19 protein-coding genes are annotated in these 14,841 nt (G+C 70.5%); 10 read left to right on the top strand and 9 right to left on the bottom strand.

What is annotated here, in order from left to right; translation table 11 throughout:
- Positions 1 to 65 precede the first annotated feature (65 nt).
- The 4 genes from EDD34_RS07430 to EDD34_RS07445 all read left to right on the top strand — a co-directional run bounded on the left by EDD34_RS07430 (position 66) and on the right by EDD34_RS07445 (position 1,915).
- Entirely contained in the window at positions 66 to 260 is a 195-nt protein-coding gene (locus EDD34_RS07430; protein ID WP_123813995.1) for a CsbD family protein, read from the top strand.
- A gap of 109 nt (positions 261 to 369) precedes the next feature.
- A complete protein-coding gene (locus EDD34_RS07435; protein ID WP_123813996.1) occupies positions 370 to 936 on the top strand; it encodes an RNA polymerase sigma factor in 567 nt (188 codons plus the stop codon).
- The gene (locus tag EDD34_RS07440) at positions 927 to 1,538 is read left to right on the top strand and encodes an Asp23/Gls24 family envelope stress response protein (RefSeq protein WP_246012237.1); all 612 of its coding nucleotides are present in this window, start codon (positions 927 to 929) and stop codon (positions 1,536 to 1,538) included. Before EDD34_RS07435 ends, EDD34_RS07440 begins: the two co-directional genes overlap by 10 nt.
- A gap of 17 nt (positions 1,539 to 1,555) precedes the next feature.
- A complete protein-coding gene (locus EDD34_RS07445) occupies positions 1,556 to 1,915 on the top strand; it encodes a hypothetical protein (RefSeq protein WP_123813997.1) in 360 nt (119 codons plus the stop codon).
- 21 nt (positions 1,916 to 1,936) lie between these two features.
- On the opposite strand, the gene EDD34_RS07450 is transcribed toward EDD34_RS07445, so the two are convergent.
- Together EDD34_RS07450 and EDD34_RS07455 are read right to left on the bottom strand one after the other, a co-directional pair.
- A complete protein-coding gene (locus EDD34_RS07450) occupies positions 1,937 to 3,145 on the bottom strand; it encodes an MFS transporter (RefSeq protein ID WP_170176993.1) in 1,209 nt (402 codons plus the stop codon).
- A gap of 241 nt (positions 3,146 to 3,386) precedes the next feature.
- Positions 3,387 to 3,860, bottom strand: coding sequence for a hypothetical protein (locus EDD34_RS07455; protein WP_123813999.1), 474 nt, complete (start codon positions 3,858 to 3,860; stop codon positions 3,387 to 3,389).
- A 316-nt stretch (positions 3,861 to 4,176) separates the two neighbouring features.
- Between EDD34_RS07455 and EDD34_RS07460 the strand changes: the two genes are divergently transcribed.
- The gene (locus tag EDD34_RS07460; protein ID WP_123814000.1) at positions 4,177 to 4,686 is read left to right on the top strand and encodes a hypothetical protein; all 510 of its coding nucleotides are present in this window, start codon (positions 4,177 to 4,179) and stop codon (positions 4,684 to 4,686) included.
- A 212-nt stretch (positions 4,687 to 4,898) separates the two neighbouring features.
- Here the strand turns inward: EDD34_RS07460 and EDD34_RS07465 are convergent, their stop codons facing one another.
- The 7 genes from EDD34_RS07465 to EDD34_RS07495 all read right to left on the bottom strand — a co-directional run bounded on the left by EDD34_RS07465 (position 4,899) and on the right by EDD34_RS07495 (position 10,033).
- On the bottom strand, positions 4,899 to 5,294 hold the full coding sequence (locus EDD34_RS07465) for a type II toxin-antitoxin system VapC family toxin (protein WP_123814001.1): 396 nt from the start codon (positions 5,292 to 5,294) through the stop codon (positions 4,899 to 4,901).
- Positions 5,279 to 5,536, bottom strand: coding sequence for a type II toxin-antitoxin system Phd/YefM family antitoxin (locus EDD34_RS07470; RefSeq protein ID WP_123814002.1), 258 nt, complete (start codon positions 5,534 to 5,536; stop codon positions 5,279 to 5,281). The genes EDD34_RS07465 and EDD34_RS07470 overlap by 16 nt, the downstream gene beginning before the upstream one ends.
- 80 nt (positions 5,537 to 5,616) lie before the next feature.
- Positions 5,617 to 6,468 (bottom strand): CPBP family intramembrane glutamic endopeptidase, encoded by an 852-nt coding sequence (locus EDD34_RS07475; RefSeq protein WP_123814003.1) that lies wholly within the window; start codon positions 6,466 to 6,468, stop codon positions 5,617 to 5,619.
- On the bottom strand, positions 6,465 to 7,466 hold the full coding sequence (locus EDD34_RS07480) for a glycoside hydrolase family 113 protein (protein WP_123814004.1): 1,002 nt from the start codon (positions 7,464 to 7,466) through the stop codon (positions 6,465 to 6,467). Before EDD34_RS07480 ends, EDD34_RS07475 begins: the two co-directional genes overlap by 4 nt.
- Positions 7,459 to 8,097, bottom strand: coding sequence for a TetR family transcriptional regulator (locus tag EDD34_RS07485; protein ID WP_123814005.1), 639 nt, complete (start codon positions 8,095 to 8,097; stop codon positions 7,459 to 7,461). Before EDD34_RS07485 ends, EDD34_RS07480 begins: the two co-directional genes overlap by 8 nt.
- Before the next feature lie 71 nt (positions 8,098 to 8,168).
- Positions 8,169 to 8,855, bottom strand: coding sequence for a response regulator (locus EDD34_RS07490; protein ID WP_123814006.1), 687 nt, complete (start codon positions 8,853 to 8,855; stop codon positions 8,169 to 8,171).
- Positions 8,852 to 10,033 (bottom strand): sensor histidine kinase, encoded by a 1,182-nt coding sequence (locus tag EDD34_RS07495; protein ID WP_123814007.1) that lies wholly within the window; start codon positions 10,031 to 10,033, stop codon positions 8,852 to 8,854. Before EDD34_RS07495 ends, EDD34_RS07490 begins: the two co-directional genes overlap by 4 nt.
- A 191-nt stretch (positions 10,034 to 10,224) precedes the next feature.
- Between EDD34_RS07495 and EDD34_RS07500 the strand changes: the two genes are divergently transcribed.
- The 5 genes from EDD34_RS07500 to EDD34_RS07520 all read left to right on the top strand — a co-directional run bounded on the left by EDD34_RS07500 (position 10,225) and on the right by EDD34_RS07520 (position 14,744).
- The gene (locus tag EDD34_RS07500; protein WP_123814008.1) at positions 10,225 to 10,920 is read left to right on the top strand and encodes a DUF2306 domain-containing protein; all 696 of its coding nucleotides are present in this window, start codon (positions 10,225 to 10,227) and stop codon (positions 10,918 to 10,920) included.
- Positions 10,921 to 11,130: 210 nt separating this feature from the next.
- On the top strand, positions 11,131 to 11,607 hold the full coding sequence (locus EDD34_RS07505) for a lamin tail domain-containing protein (protein WP_123814009.1): 477 nt from the start codon (positions 11,131 to 11,133) through the stop codon (positions 11,605 to 11,607).
- Positions 11,608 to 11,653: 46 nt separating this feature from the next.
- Positions 11,654 to 12,214: a flavoprotein gene (locus tag EDD34_RS07510; protein WP_123814010.1), complete on the top strand. Its 561-nt coding sequence runs from the start codon at positions 11,654 to 11,656 to the stop codon at positions 12,212 to 12,214.
- Positions 12,215 to 12,358: 144 nt separating this feature from the next.
- Positions 12,359 to 12,679 carry a nucleotide pyrophosphohydrolase gene (locus tag EDD34_RS07515; RefSeq protein WP_123814011.1) on the top strand — a complete coding sequence of 107 codons (321 nt, stop codon included), beginning with the start codon at positions 12,359 to 12,361 and terminating at the stop codon, positions 12,677 to 12,679.
- Positions 12,666 to 14,744: a DUF2075 domain-containing protein gene (locus tag EDD34_RS07520; RefSeq protein WP_123814012.1), complete on the top strand. Its 2,079-nt coding sequence runs from the start codon at positions 12,666 to 12,668 to the stop codon at positions 14,742 to 14,744. Before EDD34_RS07515 ends, EDD34_RS07520 begins: the two co-directional genes overlap by 14 nt.
- Positions 14,745 to 14,841 lie beyond the last annotated feature (97 nt).

The raw sequence follows: 14,841 nt of genomic DNA on the forward strand, positions 1-14,841 counted from the left end.
CGGAGTGCGACGCGCTCACGAGTTCGGTTCCCGAGCTGCGGGGGCCGGGAAGAAAGGAGAAGCACATGGGTACGGACGACAAGATCCGGAACAAGGCCGAGGAAGGCACCGGCAAGGCGAAGGAGGCCGCCGGGGACGCGACCGGCGACGACGAGCTCGCCGCCGAAGGCAAGTCCGACCAGGCCAAGGCCAAGCTCAAGGACGCGGCCGAGGGCGTCAAGGACGCCGCCGCCGACGTCAGGGACGCCTTCAAGAAGTGACCAGGTGCCTGGGGTGCGGCCGCGGCGAGCCACGGCCGCACCCGAGGCTCTCGAAGGAGGCATCGTCCATGAGACCTGCTGGCCTCCCGCGGCTTCGTCCGATCACCGAATGAGCGGCCGGCGTCTTCCGGGGCCGCTCGACGGCGCCGACGACCGCATCGTCGCGGGGCGGGCCGCCGACGGGGAAGTCGCCGCGTTCGCGGTCCTCGTGCGGCGGTACGCACCGATGATGCGCGCGTACGCCCGCCGGATCCTGAACGCGGGCACCGACGTGGACGACGTCGTGCAGGAGGCGTTCGTCACCGCCTGGCAGCGGCTCCCCGAGCTGGAGGACCCGGGCAGGGTGAAGAACTGGCTGATGCGCATCGCCGGGCGCAAGGCGCTGGACCGCGTCCGGGCGAGCCGCCCGCAGGTCAGCGTCGATCTCGTCGAGCCGCGCGCACCCGCCCGCGCCTCCCCGCCCGACATCGTGGAGGCGCGGGCCGGCGTCGACGCCCTCGGTGCGGTGCTGCGGACCCTCACCGACACCGAGAGGAAATGCTGGGTGCTGCGCGAGGTCGGGGGATACTCCTACGACGAGATCGGCGCGGAGCTGGACATCCCCGTGAGCACGGTCAGGGGAGCGCTCGCTCGTGCGCGCAGGCACATCATCGTGCGGATGGACGGATGGCGATGACACCGGAGGACGGCACGGAGAGGCCGCGCGGGCTCGAGCTCGACCCGGAGGATCTCGACGGGCACACCCTCGAGGAGCTCAACGACTACCTGGAGGCGGGCCGTACTCCCGCCGACCCCTCGATCGACGGTTCCCCGGCCTGCCGGCTCGCCCTCGACTCGCTCGAACGGCTCCGGGGCCTCACCTCCGAGCTGATCGCCGCCGACACCACCGCCGAGCCCGAGCCCGACGACAGCTGGGTCCGGAAGGTCCTGGGCGGCATCACGACGGACGCGCACGCGGGCCGCCGCATCCCCCTGAGCACCGACGAGCCGCACGCCGACCTCGGCATCACCGAAGGCGCCGTCCGGGGCCTGGTGCGTGCCGCCGAGAACGCGTTCCCCGGCCTGTTCGTGGGGCGCTGTCGGCTCGACGGCGACATCATGGTGCCGGGTGCGCCCATCGTGGTCCGCGTGGAGGTGAGCGTCCTGTACGGGCGACCGATCCCGCGCCTCGTCCAACGGCTCCGGGCCGAGATCGCCGGCCGCCTCACGACACACACCGACCTGAACGTCGTCGCCATCGATGTCACCGTCCAGGACGTGCGGCAGGAACACTCATGAACCGAGGAGGCGTATCGATGGATGCGGGGCAGGCGATGCGGCTCGCGGGCCAGATCGAGGCCGCGGTTCGTGGGACACCAGGGGTTCGTGACGTCTACCGGGCCGGATCGCTGACATCGAACGCGATCGACGCCGGGGCGCGAGGGCTCGGCCTGCGCGACGAGGGCACCGGGCCGGTGATCGTCCAGGCGACGGCCGACGGCACCCGGGTCCACGTCGCGATCGGCGTCGACACCGCACGCGGCGCCGGCGACACGACACGTGCCGTCCACCGCGCCGCCCGGGACGTCCTCGCGGCGCACGGCGTCGGTGACGCCGACGTCGGCGTCACCGTCGTGCACGTGCACGAGGCGTCGCCTGCTCTGCCGGGGGGATAGCTCCCTCCCGCCGGGCCACCCTCACGGCCCGCCCGCTCGCCGGACCCGATCCGCCCGGCCCGTCCAGTACCCCACCCACGCCGTGCCCGCCAGCGCCAGCACACCGATCACCACCGGCGCGGCGGCCAGCGGAGCGATCGCGGCCACCCCGGAGACCACCAGCGGCCCGCCCGTGTTGCCGATGTCCCCGCACAGCCGCCAGCCGCCCAGGAACTGCGCCCGACCCTCCTCCGGCGCCGCGTCCGCGCCGAGAGTCATCACGATCCCCGACCCGAGACCGTTGCCGAAGGCGATCAGCACCATCACGGCGCCCACACCGAGCGCCGAGTCGGTCAGGGGCAGCAGCAGACAGCCGACGCCGACGGCGAGCACCACCGGCACCGCCACGACCCGCCGACCGCGCGTGTCCAGCAGCCAGCCACCCGGCAGCGTCAGGAGGATGTCGATCGTGGCCGCCACCGCGAACAGCAGGGACACCACCGCCGCGTCGATGTGCACGTGATCCGCCCACAGCGGCAGCAGTCCCGTGCGCACCGACCGCGACGCACCGATGATCACGACGGCCACCCCGAGGGTCAGCAGCGTGCGCCGGTGCTCCCACAGCACCGAGTGCACCGCCCGGGGGACGACGTCGCGCGCCACGCGGCCGAAGTCCGGCATCCGGGTCACGATCACCGCGGAGACCAGGGACGCGCACGCCGCCAGCAGGAACACCGACCGGACATCGAACAGGTGGATCAGCAGCGCCCCCAGCAACGGACCCACCAGAATCCCCACCCGCATCGACCCACCCAGCAGGGCCATCCCGCGCGCCCGGTGGCTGACCGGCACCGCGTCGATCAGGAAACCCTGCCGCGCCAGCAGGAACGCCGTCCAGCTCATCCCGCTCACGACCACGCACACCGACAGCAGCCACACCGAGGAGACCAGGAAGGCCGCCAGCATCGCGACCGCGTCGACCAGCCCGGCGATCACCAGGGTGCGGCGCTCACCCAGCCGAGCCACGAGCGCTCCCGACGGGAGGGAGTTGACCAATTGCCCGATCCCCATGAGCGCGACCACGAATGCCGCGACGGCGGTGCTCGCGCCCAGGCCGCTCGCGTGGATCGCCAGGACCGGGAGCACGGCCCCGTGCCCGATCGAGCTGACGACGGACGGCAGGTAGGCGACCACGGCGATGTCCCGGAAGCTGAACGACGTGTCGGCCACGGCGTCGTTCGTTCCTGTCACGGCTCCATCCTGGCAGACGGTTGGCCGCGGCAATGGTTCCGGAGCGTGCCGTGCCGACCCGAGCCGTGCCGACCCGCAACCCGATCACGGCCCCCCGTCGAACCGCAGGGACACGCTGACAATCCCTTGATTTGTCGGCGTGTCCCTGCGGTTCGACGGCGGCCAGCGGGCCAAGGTTGCGGTTGGGCACGGACCGGGGGCGGCTTCCACCCGCGAATCGCAGGCGCGGGACGTTACGCCGTCATCCCGCCAGATTGCCGAACTGAACCCAGGGGAAGGCCGGTCGCTCAGGCACGGATCCCTGGAACTCGGACGGGTCGTCCGGGACGAACTCCGCGCTGATCTCGTACCACTCCGCGTACGCGGTGTCGCCGACCACCTCTCCGCCCGGAAGCACCCAGGTCGGCGCGACGGCCTCGCCGTCGACCACCGGCTGCATGCCGAGGTCGATCTCGGTCGTGCCGCTCGTGGCCACGAAGTGCACGTTTCCGGCGGCCCCGGCGGGGCCCACGGTCACGGTGAGGGGCTCGAACCACGACGCGTCGTCGGGGGTCTGGCCCTCGACGCCGCCTCCGTACGCGCCCTGGTTGACCCATTCGACCGTGACCTCGGCCGGGGTGGTGGAGGGCTCGGTCGCCGCGGCGCTGCCGGCCTGGGCCGACGTCGTGGCCTGGGCCGGCGGCAGGGCCTGGGCCGCGCCTCCGATACCTGCCACGGCTGCCGATACCAGAGCCAGTATGGCCAGCGCGGCGGCCGGCCTCGGTGATGGTTTGATCCTCATGAATGACACGTTCTCTCCCTCGAGCATGACCGTGCTGTGGATCGCGATTGCCGGCCGTTCCTGGCTGCCGACCACCCCACAGTGCACGGATCGGACATATCGCCACGACCCTCTTCGCAAAACGTTTACCTTCGCAGTTCAACCGCTCCACGCGGGCGCGTCATTTTCGGGTCCCTGGACCTATACGCGCCGCACCGGGCTGCCTGTAGGTTGTGCAGGCCTCGCGCCGGCACGACCAGAAGGTAGAACCATGACGACGCTTGCCGACTTCGGCGACGACGAGATCACGCAGCTCCTGGACGCCCCGGGAGCAGTGCTGAAGGCGGTCATCGTCGCCAACGGCAAGCCGGGCTCCGTGGGCTTCCTCAAGGCGACCGCGCGCGCCGCGAAGGTGTTCCGGGCGGCCCAGGAGGACGAGAACGGCTTCGTCCGGACCGTCGCGCTCGGGCTCCGCGACCAGAAGCGCGACGCGCGGGACGAGGAGGGCGACGAGTCCGCCGAGTCGGACGGCTTCGTCCGCCCCGACCGGGAACGGGAGGCCGCTCGCGCGGTCGAGCTCGCCACGGCGTCGGTGAAGCTGCTCCGCGGACGGGTCGACGACAAGGACGCCGACGCGTACGGCGCGTGGCTCGTGCGGATCGCCACACAGGTCGCCGAGGCGACCACCACCAGGGAGGGTGGCTTGTTCGGCAAGCGGGTCGCGATCTCCTCGAACGAGCGGGCGCTGATCGAGAGGCTGACGACGGCGGTCGCGGGCTGAGGCGACGGTGCCCCGGCGGACGGCTGGGCCTCAGCCGGGGGTCAGGGCGTGGCCTCGCGTGGCCGAGACCGGCGTCGGGTCAGCCGACCAGGCTGGGGACGTCGAGTTCGATCAGGAACGGCGCGGTGCCCCGCAGCCGATCGCGGAAGATGCCGGCCGTGGCGTCGGCAGCCGTGGCGTCGTCGAGCTCGTAGCCTGGACCGGTGTGGAGGTCAGGCCGACCGGACCCCGGGGAGGTCGGCGAACCGGGCTTTGGCATCGCGGCTGAGGACCAGGCGCTGGGTCTCGGCGGCGTGGGCGGCGATGATCAGGTCATGCGCGCCACGAGGCGTGCCGGTGCGTCGGACGTGGGCGAGCAGGGCGGCATGGTGCGCCGCGGTCTGCGGGGTGTAGTCAAGGGTGTCGACGGAATCGAGAATCGTGCTGACCGATCGCCGACGGTTCGTGGCGACGGCGGGGTCGTCGGCCAGTTCGACGCCGAGGAGAAGTTCGGCCTCCGTCACGGCGGCGATGGAGATCTCGTCGGTGTCCTCCAGGCCGAGTCCTTCGTCCTTGCCGCGTTCGATGGCGATCAGGACGTTCGTGTCGACGATCAGGCGTCGGCCCACGGGTCCGTGATCTCGTGGTCGAGGGTGATCATGGCGTCGGCGATGTCGGTCTCGAACGCGGGGTCGAGTGCGGGGGCGTCGGCGAGCCGTTCGCGCAGGGCACCGACCGTGTGCCGGCGAGCCGGACGGAGCTCGGCGATGGCGTGGCCGCCACGAGTGATCGTGATCGTGTCGCCGTGCTCGACGGCGTCGAGGAGGTCGGAGAATCCTCGTGATGCCGAGGTCGCGGTCATGGTGCGCATGATCAGATTCTCTCTGATTATCTGATTCTTGTCGAGGGTGGCCTGGGTCGGCTTCGAGGTGCGCGCCGATCAGCCACGCCCTATCCGCCGTGCGGCCGCCGCAAGGGCCTGACGAAGCGTGGGATACCGGTGCTGGAGACGACGACGGAGGCGACGGCGAAGGGGATGGCGCCGAGGGCCAGCATGCCCGCGACCTGGCCGCCGGCGAATTCGACGGAGTCGTGGGTGAGGATGAGTTGCGAGCCCGTCTGGAACGCCGTGTGGAAGCCGACGGCCATCCACACCGACCCCGTGATCATGCGGAGGTAGCCGAACCCGATCCCCATCGCGAGGAAGAGGGAGAGGTCCATGGGGTCCCAGTGCTGCCGCAGCGCGCCTGCGAACAGGGCGAACAGCACGGCCTGGATCGTGATGACCCACCACCCGCGCGTGACCGAGCCCAGCACGGTCGTGATGTAGCCACGGAACACCAGCTCCTCGGGGATCGCCTCGGCGAGCAGCACTGCCAGCAGGAGCAGCACCACGGTCTGCGCGAGCTCCGGTGCGGGCACGGTCACGGAGATCGACGCGCCGACGAGCGCGAGCACGGCGAACGTGGCGGCCGACGGGACGAGCCACAGGAGTGCGCCCCACAGGGCGAGCCGCCAGCCGTCGCGGGCATCACCCAGCCCGGCGTCCTGCAACCCGGCGTCCCGCAGGCTTTTCTGGCCGGCCTGGCTGACCAGGACGGTGATCAGACTGAGCGCGAGGCCGGTGAGCGCGATGCCCCCGCTGATCCTCGTCGCCAGGGTTCCGGGGTCGGAGGGATCGGGTTCGGCGGGCAGGATCGCCACGAGGACGACGAGGCCCACGCCGAGCGCGAGCATGGCGACGGCGATCCGCCACGCGGCGGACACGATCCGGCGGGTCGGCGAGACGTGCGAGGTGGTCATGGAGTGGCCTCTCGGTGTCGGCGCGCGAGGGCGTGGTAGGCGCGCTTGGGGGTCCAGGTGTCGTCGGTGTGGGCGGTGACGACGCCGTAGCTGGCGAGGTCGAGGTCGCGGCCGGGCTCGTCGGAGGTGGTCAGCGCGGGCTCGCTGAACCCCCAGACGAAGGTGCCGTCGACGTCGGCCCGGTCGAAGAGGTCGAGCAGGTCGACGAGGTAGTCGGCCTGCTCCTGCTCGTCACGGACGAGCCTGCGGGGAACGGTCATCACTTCGCGAGCGCCGAGCACGCCGGCTGCCGTCGAGGCCTTCGCCGCGGCGCCGCGGTAGGTACAGGTGCCGAACTCGAAGACGTACACCGGCTTGTCGTGCGCGTGCGCGCTGCCGACGAGGGCCCGCACGTCGTCCTCGAACCGCCAGGCGTTACCGGCGTCGCGATAGCGGTCCGCGCCGACGGCGTCGAAGATCGACCAGTCGGGGCGTTCCCAGTCGCCGGCGCCGTAGGAGACCGGGCCCGCGAAGCGTTCCCGCGTGTCGGTCACGAGCTGCCCGAGCAGCCGTCGTAGGCGCCGGTTCGCCAGGGGCAGCAGGGGGAACGTGACGGTGAGCAGCATTCCGCGGGTCCAGAACGTCGGGCCCGGGAGCATTCCCGGCGTCGACAGCGTGAGTTCGCAGCCCACGACGAGTCCGACGTCGGCTCCGGCAGTGCGGAGGTCCTCGGCGGTCGTCGCGGCCGCGCGGACGGCCGCCACCAGCTCGTCGGCCGGCCGGTCGAAGGGGCGGGGCTGCAGCCAGACGGCGAGCCCTTCGTCCACCGCGCAGCGCGCCGCGACGGCGAGACGGTCCGGGTCCGTGGCCATGACGAGCACCGCGTCGCAGCCGAGGTCCTCCCGGATGGCGCGGAAGTCGCGCCGTGCGTGCTGCTCGCTGAAGAAGGGGTTGCTGTCGAAGTCTTTCTCGTACAGGACCCCGGCGTCGTAGCCGATGCCGCGAACCCGCTCACTCATCGCCCGCACCCAGGGAGCGGAGCAGGAACGGGACCGCGTGCGAGCGCAGGTCGCCGAGGTCGGCGCGGGGGTCGCGCTGCACGACGGTGATCGCGCGGTCGAGCACGGCCTCGACGAGCCCGGTCACCACCGCCACCGGCATCCGGCGGAAGACTCCCTCGTCCATCCCGGCGGTCAGGATGCTGCGCAGCAGTGCGGTGTCCTCCTCGTCCTCGACGAGGTACAGGGGAGTGCCGTCCGCGGTGCGGTGCGACACCACGACCTCGACGGCCGCGGCGATCGCGTGGCGGTGGGCGTCGACGTGCGCGAGGTACGCCTCCGCGTAGGCGCGCAGCCGGGCGGTCGCGCCCTCGCGCCCCGACACCGCGCCGAGGACGCTCTCGCCCAGGGCGGTGAACGCCTCCTGGACGAGCTCGAGCAGCAGTGCCTCCTTCGAGGAGAAGTAGTACCCGATCGCGCTCTTGACGATGCCGGCCCGCCTCCCGATCTCCGCCAGCGACGCCCGGTGGTACCCGACCTCGTTCACCGTCGCGACGGCCGCGTCGATCAGCTGCCTGCGGCGGGCCGTCTCGATGAACGACCGGGACGACGACGTCGGGTCGTCCTGCGGGGTCGAGGTTTCAGAACGCACGGTCTGATTTTAGAACGACCGGTCTGACATGGGCGGGGGTCCGGTACTCCATGCGGTCCTCCCCGCCGGCGTCAGCGGGACCCGCCGGGTTCGGGATACGGCGCCCCCTCACCGCCCGACGCCCGGTCCATGAAACCGCTCCGGTACGCCCACACCACCGCCTGCGTGCGGTCCCGTACGCCGAGCTTCGCCAGGAGGTGCTTGACGTGCGTGCGGACCGTCTCCGCGGAGATGAACATGGCGGCGGCGATCTCGGTGGTCGTCCCGCCCGCCGCGAGTGACCGCAGTACGTCGGCCTCGCGGCCGGTGAGGGTGACGTCGTGGTCGGCGGGACGTCGTCGGGCATGGAGCCGGAAGAGGCGTCGCGTGACGGCCGGTGACAGGAGCGCGTCGCCCGCGGCGACGGTGCGGATCCCCGCGACGAGCTCGTCCGGCGTGGCGCGTTTGAGGAGGAACCCGTCGGCGCCGGCGGCGATCGCGTCGTCGACCACGTCGTCGAGGTCGAAGGTGGTGAGCACCAGGACGAAGGGGCGGGGCGAAGCCCAGGAGACGATCTCCCGGGTGGCGGAGGTCCCGTCCCTGCCGGGCATCCGGATGTCCATGACGACGACGTCGGGCCGCAGGCGCCGGGCGAGGTCGACGCCGACCGCGCCGTCGGCGGCCTCGCCCACCACGTCGAGATCCGGCTCGGCGTGCAGGAGCGCGCGGAGGCCGCCCCGCACGAGAGCGTCGTCGTCCACGAGGAGCACGGTGGTCACGACGTGACCCCCTCGACCTGCCCGCGCAGGGGCAGCGCGGCACGGACCCGGAAGCCGTCCGGGTCGGGGCCCGCCTCGAACGTGCCGCCCTCGAGGCGGGCCCGTTCGCGCATGTTCGTCAGGCCGTGCCCGGGCACATGGTCCCGCGGCGTGCGACGGGCGCCCGTGCTGAGCACCTCGACGACGATCCGTCCGTCGTTCTCGGCGACGGCGACGTGGATCGGCCCCGTGGCGTGCTTGAGCGCGTTCGTCAACGCCTCCTGGACGATGAGGTGAAGGGTGCGCGAGGTGCCGGGATCGACGTGGAGCCGGGGCAGGTCGAGGCCGACCTCCCTGCCGGTGGCACGGACCCGCTCCACGAGGGAGAGCAGGTCGTCGGCCCCATCGCCGGTGATGTCCGGATCCGCGCGCAGCAGCAGGTCCAGGCGCTGCAAAGCCTCCCGCCCGACCGTCTCGACGTGCCCGAGCGCCTCCTGGGCGAACGCGGGGTTGTCGTCGAACACGCGGCGCGCGACCCCCGCCTGCAACACCATCACGTTCACGGCGTGCCCGAGCGCGTCGTGCAGGTCCCGAGCCCACCGCGCACGCTCGGCCTCGACGGCACGTTCCGCCTGGGCGGCACGCTCGCGGCGCTCGCTGCGCAGCCGGGCCTCGACCGCCTCCTCCCGGACCCGCCGCGCGAGCACCACCTCGCCCGCGATCATCGCGAACAGCACGCAGAGCGTGATGCTCGCCGCCTCCTGGACGGACGCCGGGGCGCGGGAGAACACCGCGTAGCCGGCCACCCCGAGGCCCGTGACGACGACCGCCGGGGCCCGCAACCCGCGCCGCGGCCCGGCGAAGCAGGCGTAGAGCGCGATCCAGACCGGCCACTGCACCGCCGCCACGGTGTACCCGGCGACGGTGTTGAGCACGACCACCGCACTGCAGAACGCGAGGACCGCGAGCGGTGCCCGTTGCAGGCCCGCCAGCGCGAGCACGGACGCCACGACGAAGGCGACGCCGAGCAGGTCCGGTTCCCGGTACTGCACGTCCACGGGCGCGAGGGGCCCCAGCCCCGTGAGCAGGATGACCATGGCCAGGGCGAAAGCCGCGACGACCCAGGTGGGACGCTGGCGGCGGACCGGCTCAGGGGTCGGGTCCTCGGCGGGGGACGGGGCGTCGCGGCCAGGGCGCATGCTGCATCCTGCGACAAGCCGGACCGTCCGCGCCAGCACCGGAGCGGTCCGCCGGCCGAATATCCCCCGCCTGGGGTAGGGCCGCTCCCTCGCACGAGGGTGCACGATCGACCCGGCCGGAGGGCGCGCCCGACGGCGTGGCGCTCCTAGCGTGTGAGGCGTCGTCCCGCCGCCCCCCCTGGAGCACAATCATGTCCGTTGACCTCGTACCTTCCCGATCTGTCCGCAAATCCGCCCGCACGGCTCGCGGGTGGTTCGTCTGGCTGGCCCTGACCTCCGTCGCCATCGCGGTGTTCGCGCCCCTTCCCTACCTCACGGGTTCCTTGTCGGCGCTCGCCGCGGAAGGCGGAGGGCTTGCCGAGAACTACGTTTCTCGCCCGCCCGCGATCCTGGTGGCGCTCTACGTCCACGTGGCGGCCGGCGGGATCGCGCTCGGTCTGGCGCCGCTGCAGTTCGCCGGACGGCTCCGGGCGCGGGTGCCGCGGCTGCACCGGTTCGTGGGGCGGGTCGTGATCGTGGCCATGGTGGTGGGCGGGGTGTCGGGGATGGTGCTGTCCACCGTCAACGCGGCCGGAGCCGTGGGCACGGCCGGGTTCGGCTTGCTCGGTGTCCTGTGGGCGACCTTCCCGGTGCTCGCGTTGCTCGCGATCCGGCGGGGCGATGTGGCGACCCACCGGCGGTGGATGGTCCGGGGCTTCGCGCTCACCTATGCGGCGGTGATGCTGCGGCTCTGGTTGGTGATCCTGATGGGTGCGCAAGGAGTTGCCGGTGTGCCCGACGGTGTCGCGTTCGAGCGGGCGTACGTGCTCGTGCCGTTCCTGTGCTGGGTGCCGAACGTGGTCGTGGCGGAGTGGTACCTGCGGAAGGGGCGGGTGGGGTCCGCGTGACGTCCTCGGCTCGTGTCGGCCGGAGTCGCCACGGAAATCGGACCCGACATCTCGGGCCGTTCGTCCCTGGTTCGGCCGACGGTGCGGGAGGACGCTGAGTCACGTGGTCGCGCCGGATCCGCCCGGCGACGCCGTGGAACGACAGCACCCCCTCGCGGTACGTGACATGCCGCGATACTCCCTTCCCTGCCAGCTCTCGAAGGAACCACGATGACTCTCACGCACCCCCGGCGCCTGTCCGCGCTGGCACTGGCGGGCGGCCTGCTGGCCGCGCTGTTCGTCGCGCCGCCGGCGTCGGCCACCGACACGCAGATCGTGCCGTCGTCCATCACGGGCGGCATCAGGATCACGAAGGTGGTCTACAACCCGAGCGGGGACGAGCGGTACACCCCGAACCGGGAGAAGGTCTACATCAAGAACGTGTCGGCCAGGAAGAAGAACCTCAAGGGCGTCGTGCTGTCCGACATCGCCGGGCACAAGTACGTCCTGCCGTACTACGGCCTCGGGGCGGGTAAGACCGTGATCGTCCACTCCGGGAAGGGGACCAACGGCAGCGGGCACCTGTATGCGCGGTGGAACACCGCCGTGTGGAACAACGACGGGGACACCGCTCGGCTCAAGTCCGGGGGCGGGAAGCTGATCGACAAGTGCACGTGGGCCGGGGGTGGGGTGAGCAAGAGCTGTTGAGCGGCGCGGCCGATCGCCTCCTGGTGGGGCGGTCGGCGGTGGCCGTATGGTCGCGGTCATGAACCGGGGTGTCTTGTACGTGGTGGTGTGTGCAGCCGGGGCGACCCGCCTGGTGCCATCGGTGCTCCTGCCGATGGCGGCCGAGCGCGGCTGGGATGTGCACGTACTGGCGACCGAGCGTGCCGCCGGTGTGTTCGCCGAGTCGATGGAGGAGATCGAGAGGGTGACGGGGCGTCCTGTGCGGACCGACTTCCACACGACGGTGGGGTATTCACTGCCGGATCCTGACGCGGTGCTGATCGCACCGGCGTCGTACAACACAATCACCAAGCTCGCGCTGGGGATCGCGGACACGTATGTGCTGACGCGGCTGACCGAGCAGGTCGGGCGTGACATTCCGATCGCCGTCGGCCCCTACATCAACGCGAAGTTCGCCAAACATCCCACGTACGAGTCGAATCTTCGTCTGCTGCGAAGCTGGGGGCTGAGGGTCGTCATCGGGCCCGACGAACCGCATGAGTCCGGTGTCGGCGCGGCAAAGACGTTTCCCTGGGCGGAACTGCTCGACGCCGCCGAGCCCGAGGTTGTTGAACGACGCCCGGAGTGATCATGCCGGGTGGCCCATTCATGCGCTGAACCGAGCAAGGACCCGATCCCTGCCGACGTGTGGAAGCTGTCGGGCATCCGGGCCGCGACGCCGAATTTGGCCCCTTGACCAGGTTCGACGCCAGAATGCTGCTAGCCTGATGGAATGGTCGACGACCCGGTGCGGCAGGCGTTGCGCGAGTTCACGAAGGAGAGGGACTGGTCTCAGTTCCATACCCCGGAGAACCTCGCGAAGAGCATCACGATCGAGGCGGCGGAACTGCTTGAGTGCTTCCAATGGGGGCAGCAGGCAGACACGCAGGCGGTCACCGAGGAGCTGGCAGATGTCCTCACCTATTGCCTTCTCCTGGCGGATCGGATCGGGGTCGACCCTGGAGCGATCGTGCTCGACAAGCTGGAGAAGACGCGCGCGAAGTATCCCGTGGAGAAGGCTCACGGGAGCAGCGTGAAGTATGACAGGCTTTGAGGTCGTCCGGCGCCCGTACACGGATGCGACGGGAGCCGAGCTGGAGAACACCAGCCTGCGCTTTGCGAACTGGCCGGTCGTCTACGTCCTCAATGACGATCTTCAGGTCTATGTCGGTGAGACCGCGAACGCCGCCAGGCGGATGAGAGAGCATCGCCGCAACCCCGCGAAGGCGAGGCTCGACCAACTGCGGATCGTGCTCGACGACAGGTTCAACAAGTCGGTGTGCCTGGACCTGGAAGCCTTCCTGACCCGATACTTCCACGGCGATGGGAGCCTGGAGGTCCTGAACAACATCAACCGGCTCACCACCCACGACTACTTCGACCGTGACACGTATCGGAATCTCTTCAAGGAGATCTTCGAGGAGCTGCGTGATCACGAGCTGTTCACGCGCCCGATCCCAGAGATCGAGAAGTCCGAACTCTTCAAGTACTCGCCGTTCAAGTCGCTCAACCGCGATCAAGCTGCCGCCATCGAGGAGATCGTCGAGGGGCTGTTCGCCGATATCGAGGCGCGGCGGATGAGTTCGATCGTCGTCGAAGGGGCGCCGGGCACGGGCAAGACCATCGTCGCGGTCTCACTGCTGAAGATGTTGCGGGACATCGGCCTCAGCGACGCTCACAGCGACGTGGGCGAGTCGGTCGACGAAGATGAGCCCCGGCTCGCGACGGCCGAACGACGCCAGGTACTCAAGGGATACCGCTTCGGACTGGTCGTTCCCCAGCAGTCGCTGCGCGCGACCCTCAAGCACGTGTTCGACAAGACGCATGGCCTCAGCGGCCGCATGGTGCTCAGCCCGTTCGACGTCGGAGAGGCGCCGGAGATGTATGACCTGCTCGTCATCGACGAGTCGCACCGGCTGAAACTGCGTGCAGGCCTGGCTAACGGTGTTCAGTACGATCGCTACGACGCGGTCTCTCGCGACCTCTTCGGGAGCGACGCGACCATCACACCGAACCAGGCCGACTGGATCCGCGCGCGGAGCTACCACCAGGTCTGGCTGCTCGACAGCGAGCAGAGTGTCCTCCCCTCGGACATTCCCATGGATGTCCAGCTCGACATCAGGGATGCCGCGCAGAAGGCGGGGCGCTACTACGAGCTTCGGACGCAGATGCGGATGCGCGTCGGCTTCGACTACGTGCGGTATGTCCGCGATGTGCTCAGTGACCGGCCGCCATCCTCACCACCCGAGACATTCGCACCGTACGACGTGCGGCTGTACGACGACTTCGGTGCGATGGTCCGCGCTATCCGGGGCAAAGAGGCTGAGCACGGGCTCGCGCGACTCGTCGCGGGCTATGCCTGGCCTTGGCGCTCGAAGAAGGACAAGAGCCTTGACGACATCGAGATCGACGGCCTCTCGTTCAAGTGGAACCAGACCGACACCCGCTGGATCGAGTCGGGGACCTCGCCCGACGAGGTCGGCTCCATCCACACGGTGCAGGGATACGACCTCAACTACGCGGGCGTGATCATCGGCCCAGACCTCCGCTTCGATCCAGGGGCAGATCGGATCGTCTTCGACCGAGCGAACTACTTCGACCGCAAGGGGAAGAGCAGCCCTCGCAAGCTCGGCATCGCATACACCGACGACGATCTCCTGGTCTTCGTCCGGAGGATCTACGCCGTGCTCCTGACCCGTGGCATCCGCGGTACCTACATCTACGTCTGCGACCCTGCCCTCCGCGAGCGGCTGCGACCGTACTTCCCCGCTGCGTCCGTCGTTGATGACGTCCCGTCAGGAGCCGACGACGTCGGATCGCTCGCCCCCGCATGGCGGGCAGCGCTCGCCGACGTTCCGCCGGCGGAGCGCGAACTGCGCGATCTGCTCCACGCGCTTGCCGACCTGTCTGCACTGGTCCCCGCCCCGACCGTCCACGGGCGAACGCCTGATGGCACACGCTGCTTGCTCACCTGGCCACTGCACCGGGTTGCCGTCGTGCGGGAACACCTTGCCGGTGGGGCACGAACACAGGTCACGGCCCCCGGCTGGACGGTCGTCGGACCGGGTTCGGAAGCCATACGTGAGGCACTCGCGGAGGCGATGAGCCGTTCGCGCTGACGTGACCAGGCGACTGCGGCGACCGCCGCGGGGCGCGGGACCTACTTCTCGGTGCGGAGCCCGTCGTCGTCCGATCGAACGTGCCGAGGCGAAACTG

The organism is Myceligenerans xiligouense (assembly GCF_003814695.1).
Classification (GTDB): Bacteria; Actinomycetota; Actinomycetes; order Actinomycetales; family Cellulomonadaceae; genus Myceligenerans; species Myceligenerans xiligouense.

Excerpts from the sequence above, each read along its gene's own strand:
- EDD34_RS07430 (WP_123813995.1), top strand. The coding sequence starts at position 66 with ATGGGTACGGACGACAAGATCCGGAACAAGGCCGAGGAAGGCACCGGC.
- EDD34_RS07435 (WP_123813996.1), top strand. The coding sequence starts at position 370 with ATGAGCGGCCGGCGTCTTCCGGGGCCGCTCGACGGCGCCGACGACCGC.
- EDD34_RS07440 (WP_246012237.1), top strand. The coding sequence starts at position 927 with ATGGCGATGACACCGGAGGACGGCACGGAGAGGCCGCGCGGGCTCGAG.
- EDD34_RS07445 (WP_123813997.1), top strand. The coding sequence starts at position 1,556 with ATGGATGCGGGGCAGGCGATGCGGCTCGCGGGCCAGATCGAGGCCGCG.
- EDD34_RS07460 (WP_123814000.1), top strand. The coding sequence starts at position 4,177 with ATGACGACGCTTGCCGACTTCGGCGACGACGAGATCACGCAGCTCCTG.
- EDD34_RS07470 (WP_123814002.1), bottom strand. The coding sequence starts at position 5,536 with ATGCGCACCATGACCGCGACCTCGGCATCACGAGGATTCTCCGACCTC.
- EDD34_RS07475 (WP_123814003.1), bottom strand. The coding sequence starts at position 6,468 with ATGACCACCTCGCACGTCTCGCCGACCCGCCGGATCGTGTCCGCCGCG.
- EDD34_RS07480 (WP_123814004.1), bottom strand. The coding sequence starts at position 7,466 with ATGAGTGAGCGGGTTCGCGGCATCGGCTACGACGCCGGGGTCCTGTAC.
- EDD34_RS07495 (WP_123814007.1), bottom strand. The coding sequence starts at position 10,033 with ATGCGCCCTGGCCGCGACGCCCCGTCCCCCGCCGAGGACCCGACCCCT.
- EDD34_RS07500 (WP_123814008.1), top strand. The coding sequence starts at position 10,225 with ATGTCCGTTGACCTCGTACCTTCCCGATCTGTCCGCAAATCCGCCCGC.
- EDD34_RS07505 (WP_123814009.1), top strand. The coding sequence starts at position 11,131 with ATGACTCTCACGCACCCCCGGCGCCTGTCCGCGCTGGCACTGGCGGGC.
- EDD34_RS07510 (WP_123814010.1), top strand. The coding sequence starts at position 11,654 with ATGGTCGCGGTCATGAACCGGGGTGTCTTGTACGTGGTGGTGTGTGCA.
- EDD34_RS07515 (WP_123814011.1), top strand. The coding sequence starts at position 12,359 with ATGGTCGACGACCCGGTGCGGCAGGCGTTGCGCGAGTTCACGAAGGAG.
- EDD34_RS07520 (WP_123814012.1), top strand. The coding sequence starts at position 12,666 with ATGACAGGCTTTGAGGTCGTCCGGCGCCCGTACACGGATGCGACGGGA.